Here is a 14,921-nt window from a genome sequence, read left to right as displayed (position 1 = left end):
GGAGGATTCGCTATGAGTAAAATTATCGGTATTGACTTAGGTACAACAAACTCTTGTGTAGCTGTTATGGAAGGTGGAGAACCAAAGGTTATCCCAAATCCAGAAGGAAATCGTACAACACCTTCTGTTGTAGCTTTCAAAAATGAAGAGCGTCAAGTTGGGGAAGTTGCGAAACGTCAAGCAATTACAAACCCAAATACAATCATGTCTGTTAAACGTCATATGGGTACAGACTATAAAGTAGAAGTTGAAGGTAAAGATTATACACCTCAAGAAATTTCTGCAATCATTTTACAAAACTTAAAAGCTTCTGCTGAAGCGTACTTAGGTGAAACAGTGACGAAAGCTGTTATTACAGTACCAGCATACTTCAACGATGCAGAACGCCAAGCGACAAAAGATGCTGGTCGTATTGCTGGTTTAGAAGTAGAGCGTATCATTAACGAACCAACAGCAGCAGCACTTGCTTACGGTTTAGAAAAACAAGATGAAGAACAAAAAATTCTAGTATATGACTTAGGTGGCGGTACGTTTGACGTATCTATCCTTGAGTTAGCAGATGGAACATTTGAAGTTATTTCAACTGCTGGTGACAACCGTCTTGGTGGAGATGACTTTGACCAAGTTATCATCGATCATTTAGTAGCTGAATTCAAAAAAGAAAATAGCATTGATTTAAGCCAAGATAAAATGGCACTTCAACGTTTGAAAGATGCAGCTGAAAAAGCGAAGAAAGATCTTTCTGGTGTAACACAAACACAAATTTCATTACCATTCATTAGTGCTGGAGCTGCTGGTCCATTACACTTAGAATTAACGTTAACAAGAGCTAAATTCGAAGAAATTTCAGCTGGTCTTGTTGAAAGAACATTAGAGCCAACTCGTCGTGCATTAAAAGACGCTGGTTTTTCTCCAAGCGAATTAGATAAAGTTATCCTTGTTGGTGGTTCTACTCGTATCCCAGCTGTACAAGAAGCAATTAAACGTGAAACTGGTAAAGAGCCATACAAAGGTGTAAACCCAGATGAAGTTGTAGCATTAGGTGCTGCAGTTCAAGGTGGCGTACTTACTGGTGATGTAGAGGGCGTTCTATTATTAGACGTAACTCCACTTTCTTTAGGTATCGAAACTATGGGTGGTGTGTTCACGAAATTAATCGAGCGTAACACTACAATTCCAACAAGTAAGTCACAAGTATTCTCAACAGCTGCTGATAACCAACCAGCGGTAGACATTCACGTACTACAAGGTGAGCGTCCAATGTCAGCTGACAACAAAACATTAGGTCGTTTCCAATTAACAGACCTTCCGCCAGCACCACGTGGAATTCCACAAATCGAAGTAACATTCGATATTGATGCGAACGGTATCGTTAACGTACGTGCAAAAGACTTAGGAACAAGTAAAGAGCAAACTATTACAATCCAATCTTCTTCAGGTCTTTCTGATGAAGAAGTAGATCGTATGGTACAAGAAGCGGAATCAAATGCTGACGCTGACCAAAAACGTAAGGAAGAAGTTGAACTTCGTAACGAAGCTGACCAACTTGTATTCCAAACAGACAAAGTTGTAAAAGATTTAGAAGGTAAAGTAGATGCAGCTGAAGTAGCGAAAGCAACGGAAGCGAAAGAAGCATTACAAGCGGCAATCGAGAAAAACGAACTTGAAGAAATCCGTGTGAAAAAAGATGCTCTTCAAGAAATCGTACAACAATTAACTGTTAAATTATACGAGCAAGCTCAAGCAGCTGCAGGGCAAGCAGAAGGTGCACAAGGAGCACAAGACGCTGGCGCGAAAAAAGATAATGTAGTAGACGCTGAGTTTGAAGAAGTAAAAGAAGACAAGTAATACAGTGAAATAAAATAAGTAAGATGACAAAAAGTCAAAGTCAAGCGTGCCTTGGCTTTGGCTTTTTTCACGAATAAGAAGAAATGTGTGAGGATCTTAAGTTTTTTATTTTGCATACTGTAAGTGAGGAAACTTTGTTGCAAAGCACTTTCTTTCGGTGTTAAAATTACGTTTATGTGAAAGATTCGGGGGTTGCAAATTTATGAATAAACGAGACTATTATGAGGTCCTTGGACTTAGCAAGGGTGCTTCTAAAGATGAAATAAAAAAAGCGTATCGTGGTTTGGCTAAAAAGTACCATCCAGACGTAAGTAAAGAAGAAAATGCAATTGAAAAGTTTAAAGAAGTACAAGAAGCATACGAAGTATTAAGTGACGATCAAAAACGCGCGCAGTATGATCAGTTTGGTCACGCGGGTCCGAATCAAGGTTTCGGTGGAGGCGACTTCGGCGGTGGTTTCGGATTTGAAGATATCTTCAGTTCATTCTTTGGTGGCGGTGGCGGCAGACGTCGTGATCCGAATGCTCCGCGTCAAGGTGCTGATTTACAATATCAAGTTACTTTAGAGTTTGAAGAAGCTATTTTTGGTAAAGAATTAAATGTTGAGATTCCAGTGGAGGATCCATGTGATACTTGTAAGGGTAGCGGAGCAAAACCAGGGACTTCAAAAGAAACATGTAAACATTGTTCAGGATCAGGGCAAGTAAGTGTAGAACAAAATACACCATTTGGGCGTATTGTAAACCGTCAAGCTTGTGGGCATTGTTCAGGAACAGGTCAAATGATTAAAGAGAAATGTACGACATGCCATGGTTCTGGTAAAGTTCGTAAACGCAAAAAAATCAATGTTAAAATTCCAGCGGGTATCGATAATGGTCAACAAATTCGTGTATCTGGAAAAGGTGAAGCAGGCGTAAATGGCGGACCGGCAGGTGACTTATATGTTGTTGTTCATGTGAGAAATCATGAATTCTTTGAGCGCGAAGGGGATCACATTATTTGCGAAATGCCATTAACATTTGCGCAAATGGCACTTGGTGCGGAAGTAGAAGTTCCTACCGTTCATGGCAAAGTGAAGCTGAAAATTCCAGCAGGAACACAAACAGGAACAGAATTCCGCTTAAAAGGAAAAGGTGCTCCGAACGTACGTGGATATGGTCAAGGAGATCAATATGTAGTCGTTCGTGTTGTTGTGCCGACGAAATTAACTTCACATCAAAAAGATTTATTGCGTGAATTTGCAGGGCAAGAAGAGCAGGATGATAGCTTATTCAGAAAGCTTAAACGTGCTTTCAAAGGGGAATAATGGAAATAAAAAATGGAGTTGGTAAATTGTGAAATGGTCAGAAATTAGTATTCATACAACAGAAGAAGCAGTAGAAGCTGTCTCTCATATTTTGCATGAAGCAGGCGCTAGCGGGATTGTGATTGAGGACCCAGCGGAGTTGACGAAAGAGCGCGAGCAACAATACGGTGAGATTTATGCACTTAACCCAGATGAATATCCAAGTGAGGGTGTTTTGGTAAAAGCATATTTCCCACAAACGGATTCTTTACACGAAACGGTTGCAGGTGTAAAATCATCTATTGATGCACTACCATCTTTCGACATCGAAATTGGTACAGGAAATATTACAATTAATGAAGTCGATGAGGAAGATTGGGCTACTGCTTGGAAGAAGTATTATCATCCAGTTCAAATTTCTGATACATTCACAATTGTGCCGACGTGGGAAGAGTATACACCGTCTTCTCCAGATGAAAAAATTATTGAATTAGATCCAGGTATGGCGTTTGGTACAGGGACACATCCAACAACAACGATGTGTATTCGTGCGTTAGAAAAAACGGTTCAGCCAGGTGATACTGTGATTGATGTGGGGACAGGTTCAGGGGTACTTAGTATTGCTGCGGCAAAATTAGGTGCGGCTTCTGTTCAAGCGTATGATTTAGACCCAGTTGCAGTTGAAAGTGCAGAAATGAATGTGCGCTTAAATAAAACAGATGACATTGTCAATGTTGGACAGAATAGTCTATTAGAAGGTATTGAAGGTCCAGTTGATTTAATCGTAGCAAATTTACTAGCGGAAATTATTCTTCTATTCCCTGAAGATGCAGCGAGAGTTGTGAAGCCAGGTGGATTATTTATTACATCTGGTATTATTGGGGCGAAAGAAAAAGTAATTTCTGAAGCGTTAGAAAAAGCTGGATTTACAATTGAAGAAGTGCTTCGAATGGAAGATTGGGTAGCAATTATTGCACGAAATGCGTAATATAGATTTTAGTCTATAAAGAACAGGGGAGTCTCTCACCGTATAAGGTGAGGGACTTGCCGTTTGTTATATGAAAATGATAACGTTTCGTTCTTTTCGTAAGTGTTGACTTACGAAAGGAACGAAACTCTACTAAGGTGATTATATGCAACGTTATTTTGTAGAAGAGAAATATGTAAATGAGACAAGTATTCGTATAATGGGTGATGATGTTCATCACATCGCAAGAGTGATGCGTATGTCAGCTGGTGACCACATTTATTGCTGTGTAAATGGTCAAACAGCAGAGTGTTCAATTGCTGAAATTACCAGTGAATTTGTGGATACCACTATTGTAGAATGGGTAGAGGCGTCAAGCGAACTTCCTGTGTTCGTGACGATTGCAAGTGGACTGCCGAAAGGAGACAAGCTAGAGTTAATTTTTCAAAAAGGAACTGAGCTTGGGGCAGCTGCATTTTTACCATTTCAAGCATCTCGATCTATTGTAAAGTGGGATGCGAAAAAAGCAGATAAAAAAGTTGAGCGTTTGAAAAAAATTGTAAAAGAAGCTGCGGAACAATCGCATAGAAGTGAAATTCCAGAAGTACACGTTCCCTCATCATTTAAACAACTGCTGTCGATGAGTAGCGAGTATGATGTTTGTCTTGTTGCGTATGAAGAAGAAGCGAAACAAGGTGAGAAATCTAATTTTGCGAAAGCTTTATCGACGATTAAACGAGGCCAAAAGCTGCTGATTGTATTTGGGCCGGAAGGCGGTTTAGCGGAGGAAGAGATAACCGCACTTCGTGAACATAAATTTGTACCATGTAGTTTAGGACCAAGAATTTTAAGAACAGAAACGGCTCCGCTTTATGCGTTAAGTGCCGCTTCTTATCATTTTGAATTGATGGGGTGATAATCAATGGCAACTGTTGCGTTCCACACGTTAGGTTGTAAAGTAAACCACTATGAAACAGAAGCGATTTGGCAATTGTTTAAACAAGGTGGTTATGAAAGAACTGAATATGAAAAAAAATCTGATGTATATGTTATTAACACATGTACAGTAACAAATACTGGAGATAAAAAAAGCCGTCAAGTAATTAGGCGTGCTGTACGTCAAAATCCAGATGCGGTAATTTGTGTAACTGGGTGTTATGCACAAACATCTCCAGCAGAAATTATGGCAATTCCAGGTGTAGATATTGTTGTTGGTACGCAAGATCGTGAGAAGATGTTAGGATACATCGAAGAATTCCGTAAAGAGCGTCAACCAATTAATGCTGTCCGCAATATTATGAAAACACGTGTATATGAAGAGCTCGATGTACCATATTTCACGGACCGTACACGTGCATCTTTAAAAATACAAGAAGGTTGCAATAACTTCTGTACATTTTGCATCATTCCTTGGGCGCGTGGTTTAATGCGTTCTCGTGATGGAAAAGAAGTTATTAAACAAGCGCAGCAATTAGTAGATGCGGGCTATAAAGAAATCGTATTAACAGGTATTCATACAGGTGGGTACGGTGAAGATATAAAAGAGTATAACTTAGCGGGATTACTGCGCGATATGGAAGCGAAAGTAGGCGGATTGAAACGCCTTCGTATTTCTTCTATTGAGGCGAGTCAAATTTCTGATGAAGTAATTGAAGTGTTAGATAAATCAGAAGTAGTTGTACGTCACTTGCATATTCCATTACAGTCAGGATCTAATACTGTATTGAAACGTATGCGCCGTAAGTATACGATGGAATTTTTCCAAGAGCGTTTAGATCGTTTGAAAGAAGCGTTACCAGGTCTTGCGATTACATCAGACGTAATTGTTGGATTCCCAGGTGAAACAGAAGAAGAATTCATGGAAACGTACAATTTCATTAAAGAGAATCGTTTCTCTGAATTACACGTTTTCCCTTATTCAAAACGTACAGGTACTCCAGCAGCACGTATGGAAGATCAAATTCCTGAAGACGTGAAGAACGATCGTGTTCACCGTTTAATTGAGCTATCAAATCAATTAGCGAAAGAGTATGCTTCTGGATTTGAAGGTGAAGTACTTGAAATCATTCCGGAAGAGACATTTAAAGATGGTGACCGTGAAGGTTTATATGTAGGTTATACAGATAACTACTTAAAAATTGTGTTTGAAGGATCTGAAGAATTGATTGGTAAGCTAGTAAAAGTGAAAATTACAAAAGCTGGTTATCCATATAATGAAGCGCAGTTTGTTCGTGTTCTTGAAGATGATGTAAAAAAAGAATCAGCAAGCGCATAATAAAGTGAAACTTTAATTAGTGGGGGGGTTTGTTCATCCCCACTGATTATTAGCCCTCACCAATCGGGCGTTTACGGGCAGTTGATCTCCCACCTAACTTCTTTGCTTCAGCCGAATTTTGAGATGGGAGTTTTACTGCCCGTTAATGCTTTTTTTTCGTTCATGGAGAAGTTAAGTATTGAAAGAAGATGCAGTGGGTTGTTCGTTAAATGAGTGATTTTTGAGCGTATCCTTGTATAAAAAAGATCCAGTAATAAAAATATATTTATTTTGAGGGGAAGAGATAAAGGCTATCAACATAGTTTTTGAAAAAGGAAGAGCATCAATTCTTCTTTTATTCTGCCAAATAGTTGACCTGAAGTGATAAAATGTATTATAATCGTAAAAGACATGCTGAAGAAGTGTTTCTTTTTGCATGCTGAAGTTAGTATGTAAGTGTGATGTTTCGGAGGGAGGGAAAGAGAATGTCAAAAACAGTCGTTCGTAAAAACGAGTCTTTGGAGGATGCACTTCGCCGTTTTAAAAAGTCGGTTTCTAAAACTGGTACACTTGCTGAAGCAAGAAAGCGCGAGTTTTATGAAAAGCCAAGTGTAAAACGTAAGAAGAAGTCTGAAGCGGCAAGAAAGCGTAAGTTCTAAGAGAGGGTGTAAGTTATGAGTCTTCTCGGTCGTTTAAACGATGATATGAAACAAGCGATGAAGAATAAACAAAAAGAAAAATTAACCGTTATTCGTATGGTTAAGGCTGCTTTACAAAATGAAGGTATTAAACTGCAACATACTCTTACTGAAGAAGAGGAATTAACAGTTTTAGCTCGTGAAGTAAAACAGTATAAGGACTCCCTCCTTGAATTTAAAAAAGCTGGTCGTGAAGACCTTGTTGATAAACTGCAAAGTGAAATTCAGATTTTAAGCGCATATTTGCCGGAGCAATTAACAGAAGAAGAACTAGCGGATATAATTAAGCAAGTTATTTCTGAAGTTGGTGCTACATCTAAAGCAGATATGGGTAAAGTGATGACTGCTGTTATGCCGAAAGTAAAAGGTAAAACAGACGGATCACTTGTGAATAAGCTGGTTATCCAGCTATTAGCATAAAAAAGCGTCTCATTTCGTATGAGACGTTTTTTTATGCTTTTTTCAGTTTGGACGTGATATTACAAGCTCTTTTTTCATACATATGGGATGAGAGGGGGTCTTTTGAGATGAAGAAATTAGAACAAATGAAGAATTGGTTAACGAAGCAAATAGACCTGCCAGTGGATGTGTTAATGGATCTACCTCGGATCACGCTTGTTGGGCAAGTACATATCTATATAGAAAATCATCGAGGATTATTAGTGTTTTCAGATAAAGAGGTAAGATTGCTATTGAAACATGGTCAATTATTAATTAAAGGTCAATCCTTTGTTATTAAAACAATCCTTCCAGAAGAACTGTTACTTGAAGGGATTATTGAACAAGTGACGTTTTTAGAAAATGAAAAGAAAGAGGAGTGAGGAGAAACTTCCGTTTGTGAAGTTTTTCTTCGTTACCTTGTATTAACAGGTGATAACGTTCTGGCCTCAATATTCGGTTCGTACAAAGAGGATAGGTGGGAATTGAGTTCCACGTAAAAAAACTGGCTCGTGAAGGTTAATAATTAGTGAGGATCAAGGAATCTGCTAATTTAGTACGAGCTAGTTTGATAATCGAATTGAAAAGTAGTGTATCTACTTTTAGAAAGGTAGTGGAGATAGTCGATGAAAAATAAATGGTTTATAAAATGGCTTGGGTATGTAAAGGTGCGAATTGAAGGTAGAGGAGCGGAACGCTTTGTTAACGAGTGTGTGCGGAGGAAATTACTCGTTTGGGATGTAAAGAAGATAGCTGATGAAACGTTAGTTTTTTGTATGTTATTACGAGATGTGAAAAAGATAAAACCAATTTATAGAAAAAATGAATGTAAATTATATTTTATTGGACGTTACGGTTTTCCGTTTTGGAATAAGCGTTTAATTAAAAATAGTGGATTTTTAATTGGGTTTTTAATATTTTTTTTCGGAATGATCGCATTGTCAAATATGGTGTGGAAAATTGAAATTACAGGAGCAAAACCTGAAACGGAATATATCTTGATGAAAGAATTGGACAAAATGGGTATAAAAAAAGGGAAATTACAGTTCCAAATGCCGAGTGTAGAAGATGTTCAACGTCATTTGACAGACAATATTAATGCGATTACTTGGGCGGGATTAGAAATAAGAGGGACAACATATCATTTTAAGATTGTTGAAAAAAATGAACCGAAAAAAGAAAGTGAACAACAGCCACAAAACTTAGTAGCGAAAAAAGAAGGGATTATTACAAAAACATTTGTGGAAGTTGGGAAGCCTGTTGTCATGAAAAATGACCATGTAGAAAAGGGGCAACTTCTCGTCTCGGGGATGTATGGTAATGAGGAGAATCCGACAATTGTTTCGGCTAAAGGGATTGTATATGGAGAAACGTGGTACAAATCTGAGGTGGATGTTCCGTTAAAGACGCAATTTCAAGTGTATACTGGTAATTCGTATAATGAATATTTTCTTAAATTTGGGAGTGCTAAAATAAAAATATGGGGATTTCAACAGGATAAGTATAAACGCTCTCGTACTGAAAGTGTAAAACATGATGTGAAATTATTTGGATTCACATTACCAGTTGCATATGAAAAAGATATTGTACGAGAAGAGGAAGAAGCGAACCGAGAATATACCGAAAAACAAGCGATGAAAGTAGCGAAAGAGATGGCAGAAAAAGAACTGAAGAAAAAATTGGATGAACATGCTATGATTGTAAGTGATAACATTTTGAGTAAAGAGGTTGAGGCGGATCACCTAAAGGTCACATTACATTATACAGTGATTGAAAATATTGCAGAGCCACAACCAATATCTGAATTCGATATTCAAGGAGACTGAGTAATGGCAGAACAATTAGTAGAAATGAACCAACAATTGGAAAACCCTAACGAAGCAATCGCTCTTTTTGGGGTAAATGATGCTCATTTAAAAGTAATTGAACGAGAACTTAGTGTATCGATTGTGACTAGAGGAGAATCTGTTCGTGTATCTGGGGCAGATGAAACTGTGGTGCTCGTAGAAAAAATCTTACAACAGTTACTTGTTGTTATCCGTAAAGGTGTATCAATTTCGGAAAGAGATGTTGCGTATGCGATTCAGCTTGGGCAACAAGGGAAAATTGCTCAATTCGAAGAGTTATATGAAGAGGAAATTTTTAAAACGGCAAAAGGTAAATCCATTCGTGTGAAAACGATGGGGCAAAGACGATATATTCATGCAATGAAAAAGAATGATATTGTATTTGGGATAGGGCCTGCTGGGACAGGAAAAACATACTTAGCCGTAGTAATGGCTGTGAGAGCTTTAAAGCAAGGGTATGTAAAGAAAATTATTTTAACAAGACCTGCTGTAGAAGCTGGAGAGAGCTTAGGGTTTTTACCAGGTGATTTGAAAGAAAAAGTAGATCCGTATTTACGTCCACTATATGATGCGTTACATGATATTCTTGGACAAGAATATACACAACGTATGATGGAACGTGGTGTAATTGAAATTGCACCTCTTGCTTATATGAGAGGGCGTACTCTTGATGATTCATTTGTTATATTAGATGAGGCGCAAAATACAACTGGTGTTCAAATAAAAATGTTTTTAACACGATTAGGTTTTAGTTCTAAAATGGTTATTACGGGGGATCCCTCACAGGTAGACTTGCCAAAAGGGGTAAAGTCAGGTCTTTCTATTGCTGCTAATATTTTATCTGGTGTATCAGGTCTTTCGTTCATTACATTGGAACAAACGGACGTTGTGAGACACCAGTTAGTGCAACGTATTATTGAGGCATATGATAAAATGGAATGATCCTATTTGTCAGGATCATTTCTTTTTGTATGATAAGGTTGGCGAAGGACATATTTTTTACTATCATTAAAGACGAGGGAAATAAACTATAGGTGATGGTCTATAAAAATATGGTCCTAAAAAGCATCGTTGGCTGGAAGAAATGAAAGCTATAAATAGTTTCACTTTATTTCTGGAGAGGAGAAGGTATTGAAATCATGTCAAGATCTCAAGAAATTTCTAAGTGGTTTCGTAATTTACAACATTCGAAAAAACTAAGTTGGATTTCTTACGTTTTATTAGGAGCAGTACTGTTTTTTGCACTTATGAATAATGTAAAACCAGAGCAATTAGATGTTGAAATATACTCTATTGCTAAAAAAACAATCCACTCTCCTATTAAAATTGAAGATAAAGTTACAACGGAAAAAAAGAAAAAAGAAGCCGCTACCAAAGTTGAAGATCAGTATACATATAGAAGTGAGCTTAAACAAAATAAAGTGGATATTGTTAATGATGTTTTTGCTAAGGTAGATGAAGTGGTGCAAGAGATTAAAGCTGTTGGACCAGATGAGCAAAAAAAGATTACCGATGCTGATAAAGTGGACAAGTTGAAAAAGAAACTACCTGTCGATTTAACAAAAGATTTATCGGATTCAAACTTACTAAACTTGATTAACGCGGATTCAAGCCAATTGGTATTAGCAAAAGATGCAGCAGTCACAGCCGTTAATAGTATAATGGCTATGCATATTAAAATGGACGAATTGAAGGACGCTAAAGAGCGGTATGTAAGTGAGATGAATAATGTTAATGTCGATAGTGGTTTAAAAGAAGCTATTAAGGCACTAGGGAAATATGCAATTTCAGCAAATTATTTTTATGATCCGACTTTAACAAAAGAGAAGAGAAAAGCAGAGGAAGATTTAGTGCCGCCTGTTTATATCCTTCAAGGGCAAGTTCTTGTGAGAGAAGGAGAAACGATTTCAAGTGATATGTATAATCAGTTGAAATTAGTTGGGTTGCTAGAGAAAGGTAATAGCTTCCAACCTTATGTTGGTTTGGCGGTGCTCATTTGTGTGTTGCTATACTTTATGCATAAGCAGTTTGAAGTATTTTTACAGCGAAAAAGAGAAGATAGGCCGTATGTTTTAGCATACATCACAATTCTGTCTATCACGATTGTTTTAATGAAAATCATTAGTTTATTCCAAAAGCTTGAATATGCAGGAATTGCGTATGTTGTTCCGGTCGCGATGGGGACAATACTTGTGAAATTAATGATTGGTGACCGATTTGTATTTTTAACAAGTATGATTTTTTCTGTTTGCGGAAGTATTATGTTTAATGAAGGTGTAACGAGTACACTGAATTATAGTGTAGGGATTTATGTTTTGTTAAGTTCATTATCGGTTAGCATCTTCTTGAGAGAAAAAAATCGTCGTACGATGATTTTGCAAGCTGGTATACTCGTTTCCGTATTAAATGTAGTCGTATTGGCGGCATTGCTACTATTACGAAATGGGAACTTTTCACCTCTTGAAATTGGTACGCAATTATTAATGGCAGCAGTTTCGGGGATTATCTCTTCTGTTCTAGCTATGGGGATTTTACCGTATTTAGAAAGTGGGCTCGGAATTGTATCGAGTATGAAATTAATGGAACTTTCAAGTCCGAATCACCCGCTCTTGCGCAAAATCTTATTAGAAGCACCGGGTACGTATCACCATAGTGTAATGGTAGCGAATCTTTCTGAAGCTGCTTGTGAAGCGGTTGGAGCAAATGGAGTGTTGGCTCGTGTAGGGGCGTATTATCATGATGTGGGAAAAACAGTACAACCACAGTTTTTTATTGAAAACCAGATGGGGATTGAAAACCCGCATGATAGATTAGACCCTGTAACGAGTAAAGATATTATAATCGCTCACGTAACTGATGGGGTGAGGATGTTAGAGGAATATCATATTCCTCAAGAAATTATTGATATTGCTGGACAGCATCATGGTACAACGTTACTTAAATATTTTTACTATAAGGCGATTAAAGAAGATAAAGAGAAATATACTGAGGAAATGTTCCGCTATCCAGGGTCAAAAGCAACTTCTAAAGAGTCGGCAATCGTTGGTATTGCTGATAGTGTAGAAGCGGCGGTACGTTCAATGAATCATCCAACGCCAGATCAAATCAATAATTTAGTGCAAAGTATCATTAGAGATCGTTTACAAGATGGTCAATTTAGTGAATGTGATTTGACATTTAAGGAACTACAAATCGTTGGAAAAACGTTATGTGAAACGTTAAATGGTATTTTCCATTCCCGTATTACATATCCGGAACCGCCGGAAGAAAAGGAGAAAGAATGAGTTTATTAATTGATTTTATTGATGAAACAGAAGAAGTGAAAGACGAGTATATAAGCTTGATTCGAGGGTTGGTAGAGAAAGCAGCCCAAATGGAAAAGATAGAAGAAGGAGCAGAATTATCGGTTACGTTTGTAGATAATGAACGTATTCGTGAAATAAACCGTGATTACCGAGATAAGGATCAGCCTACGGACGTTATTTCTTTCGCTATGGAAGAAATGGGAGAAGGCGAAATGGAAATTGTCGGTGCGGAGATGCCGCGTATGTTAGGAGATCTTATTATTTCTATTCCAAGAGCAAAAGAACAAGCTGAAGAATATGGACATTCTTTTGATCGAGAACTTGGGTTTTTAGCACTACATGGCTTTTTGCATTTGCTTGGTTATGATCATATGACAGAAGAAGATGAAAAAGAAATGTTTGGAAGACAAAAAGAAATTTTAGAGGCCTTTGGATTAGGGCGATGAAAAAAGGAAAACTTTTAGACAGTTTTGGATATGCTATAGCTGGTATATACTTTTGTCTTCGTCATGAACGAAATATGAAAATTCATTCTTTAGCCGCAGTCATTGTTATGTGCTGCGGCTTTTATTTCCATATTACAACAACGGAATGGATTGTATTACTTATTGTGATAGGGAGTGTAATGGGTTTAGAGATGGTGAATACGGCTATTGAAAAAACAGTAGACTTAGCGACCGCCGATATTCATCCGTTTGCGAAAATTGCAAAGGATGTTGCGGCGGGGGCAGTTTTATTGTTTGCAATTATAGCTGTTGTAATTGGTGCTATTATCTTTTTACCGTATATGGTATAGTTGCATTCCGAAGCTTTTATTAAGCTTTGGGAGCGCCGTGAAGGCCTTTAATGAAAGAGTGTATCTATTCACATCTGTGAACGGAAAGGATGCGGGAATATGAATAGTAAACAATTAATTCAAGAAGCAACCGAAGCGCGTAAACGCGCGTACGTACCATATTCTAAATTTCAAGTAGGTGCAGCTTTACTAACTCAGGATGGAAAAATATATCGTGGATGTAATGTTGAAAATGCATCATATGGTTTATGTAACTGTGCAGAAAGAACAGCGTTATTTAAGGCGATTTCTGAAGGAGATAACGAGTTTGTAGCTATTGCAGTCGTAGCAGATACAAAGCGTCCAGTACCTCCTTGTGGAGCATGTCGACAAGTTATGGTAGAATTATGTAAACAGGATACGAAAGTATACCTATCAAACTTACATGGTGATGTTCAAGAGACAACAGTCGGAGAATTGTTACCAGGAGCATTTTTAGCGGAGGATTTACATGAATAGAAAAGGTTATAAATCAGGTTTTGTCTCTATTATTGGCAGACCGAATGTTGGGAAATCTACATTTTTAAATCGTATTATTGGCCAAAAAATTGCTATTATGAGCGATAAGCCACAAACAACTCGTAATAAAATTCAAGGTGTATATACAGAAAATGATTCACAAGTAGTTTTCATTGATACACCAGGAATACATAAACCTAAACATAAACTAGGCGATTTCATGGTGAAGATGGCTCAAACGACATTAAAAGAAGTTGATATTGTTCTGTTTATGGTCAATGCAACTGAAGGATATGGTCGTGGTGAGGAATTTATTATTGAGAAATTACAAGAAACGAAACAACCGGTATTTTTAGTAATTAATAAAATTGACCAAGTTCATCCAGAGCAATTATTAGCGTTAATTGATCAATACCGTAAACTATATGAGTTCGCGGAGATTGTGCCAATTTCTGCATTGGACGGTAATAACGTTGAAGCGTTAATCGGAGCAATTAAAAAGTATTTACCAGAAGGACCGCAATATTACCCGGATAATCAAGTAACGGATCATCCAGAGCGATTTATTATTTCAGAGCTTATTCGTGAAAAAGTATTACATTTAACACGTGAAGAAGTACCGCATTCTGTAGCGGTTGTTATTGATGCAATTCAAAAGCGTGAGGGCGGAGCTGTTTATATAAACGCAACGATTGTTGTTGAACGTGCATCACAAAAAGGAATTATTATAGGTAAGCAAGGGAAGATGTTAAAAGAAGTCGGTAAGCGAGCTCGCTTTGACATTGAAGCACTTCTTGGTTCTAAAGTATTTTTAGAAGTATGGGTGAAAGTGCAAAAAGATTGGCGTAATAAGATGTCACAGCTTCGTGACCTTGGTTTCCGTGAAGACGAGTATTAATATGAAGTAAAGTTGTGATCAGTGGGTGTTTTGTTCATCCACTGATTATTGGTTTTTATGAACCTTGATAAATTAGGAAAAATTTTT

General features: G+C 37.5%; 15 protein-coding genes. All 15 read left to right on the top strand.

Annotated elements, in window-relative coordinates:
- Positions 1-12: 12 nt before the first annotated feature.
- The 15 genes from dnaK to era all read left to right on the top strand — a co-directional run bounded on the left by dnaK (position 13) and on the right by era (position 14,834).
- On the top strand, positions 13-1,848 hold the full coding sequence (gene dnaK, locus MHI07_RS20265; protein ID WP_002111905.1) for a chaperone protein DnaK: 1,836 nt from the start codon (positions 13-15) through the stop codon (positions 1,846-1,848).
- Between the two features lie 202 nt (positions 1,849-2,050).
- Positions 2,051-3,154 carry a chaperone protein DnaJ gene (gene dnaJ, locus MHI07_RS20260; protein ID WP_002160443.1) on the top strand — a complete coding sequence of 368 codons (1,104 nt, stop codon included), beginning with the start codon at positions 2,051-2,053 and terminating at the stop codon, positions 3,152-3,154.
- Between the two features lie 28 nt (positions 3,155-3,182).
- On the top strand, positions 3,183-4,121 hold the full coding sequence (prmA, locus tag MHI07_RS20255) for a 50S ribosomal protein L11 methyltransferase (RefSeq protein WP_002111903.1): 939 nt from the start codon (positions 3,183-3,185) through the stop codon (positions 4,119-4,121).
- Positions 4,122-4,266: 145 nt separating this feature from the next.
- Entirely contained in the window at positions 4,267-5,016 is a 750-nt protein-coding gene (locus tag MHI07_RS20250; protein WP_002160444.1) for a 16S rRNA (uracil(1498)-N(3))-methyltransferase, read from the top strand.
- A 6-nt stretch (positions 5,017-5,022) separates the two neighbouring features.
- Positions 5,023-6,375, top strand: coding sequence for a tRNA (N(6)-L-threonylcarbamoyladenosine(37)-C(2))-methylthiotransferase MtaB (mtaB, locus tag MHI07_RS20245; RefSeq protein WP_002160445.1), 1,353 nt, complete (start codon positions 5,023-5,025; stop codon positions 6,373-6,375).
- Between the two features lie 464 nt (positions 6,376-6,839).
- Complete coding sequence (rpsU, locus tag MHI07_RS20240) at positions 6,840-7,013, top strand: 30S ribosomal protein S21 (protein WP_002088683.1); 174 nt, start codon at positions 6,840-6,842, stop codon at positions 7,011-7,013.
- A gap of 15 nt (positions 7,014-7,028) precedes the next feature.
- On the top strand, positions 7,029-7,472 hold the full coding sequence (locus MHI07_RS20235; RefSeq protein WP_000054578.1) for a GatB/YqeY domain-containing protein: 444 nt from the start codon (positions 7,029-7,031) through the stop codon (positions 7,470-7,472).
- A gap of 107 nt (positions 7,473-7,579) precedes the next feature.
- The gene (yqfC, locus tag MHI07_RS20230) at positions 7,580-7,873 is read left to right on the top strand and encodes a sporulation protein YqfC (RefSeq protein ID WP_002088680.1); all 294 of its coding nucleotides are present in this window, start codon (positions 7,580-7,582) and stop codon (positions 7,871-7,873) included.
- Positions 7,874-8,116: 243 nt separating this feature from the next.
- On the top strand, positions 8,117-9,316 hold the full coding sequence (yqfD, locus tag MHI07_RS20225) for a sporulation protein YqfD (protein ID WP_002111891.1): 1,200 nt from the start codon (positions 8,117-8,119) through the stop codon (positions 9,314-9,316).
- A 3-nt stretch (positions 9,317-9,319) separates the two neighbouring features.
- Positions 9,320-10,279, top strand: coding sequence for a PhoH family protein (locus MHI07_RS20220; protein WP_002160446.1), 960 nt, complete (start codon positions 9,320-9,322; stop codon positions 10,277-10,279).
- Positions 10,280-10,476: 197 nt separating this feature from the next.
- Positions 10,477-12,621, top strand: coding sequence for an HD family phosphohydrolase (locus MHI07_RS20215; protein WP_002160447.1), 2,145 nt, complete (start codon positions 10,477-10,479; stop codon positions 12,619-12,621).
- Positions 12,618-13,088, top strand: coding sequence for an rRNA maturation RNase YbeY (gene ybeY, locus MHI07_RS20210; protein WP_002111888.1), 471 nt, complete (start codon positions 12,618-12,620; stop codon positions 13,086-13,088). Before MHI07_RS20215 ends, ybeY begins: the two co-directional genes overlap by 4 nt.
- Positions 13,085-13,438, top strand: a complete 354-nt coding sequence (locus tag MHI07_RS20205) for a diacylglycerol kinase family protein (protein ID WP_078180623.1) — start codon at positions 13,085-13,087, stop codon at positions 13,436-13,438. The genes ybeY and MHI07_RS20205 overlap by 4 nt, the downstream gene beginning before the upstream one ends.
- Before the next feature lie 99 nt (positions 13,439-13,537).
- A complete protein-coding gene (locus MHI07_RS20200) occupies positions 13,538-13,936 on the top strand; it encodes a cytidine deaminase (RefSeq protein ID WP_002111886.1) in 399 nt (132 codons plus the stop codon).
- The gene (era, locus tag MHI07_RS20195) at positions 13,929-14,834 is read left to right on the top strand and encodes a GTPase Era (RefSeq protein ID WP_002160449.1); all 906 of its coding nucleotides are present in this window, start codon (positions 13,929-13,931) and stop codon (positions 14,832-14,834) included. The genes MHI07_RS20200 and era overlap by 8 nt, the downstream gene beginning before the upstream one ends.
- The last annotated feature ends 87 nt before the right edge of the window (positions 14,835-14,921 follow it).

It is taken from the genome of Bacillus sp. FSL H8-0545 (genome assembly GCF_038006105.1).
GTDB lineage: Bacteria > Bacillota > Bacilli > Bacillales > Bacillaceae_G > Bacillus_A > Bacillus_A cereus_U.
Note: the sequence above shows the minus strand (reverse complement) of the source record. Positions and strands in the feature narration are given on the sequence as shown.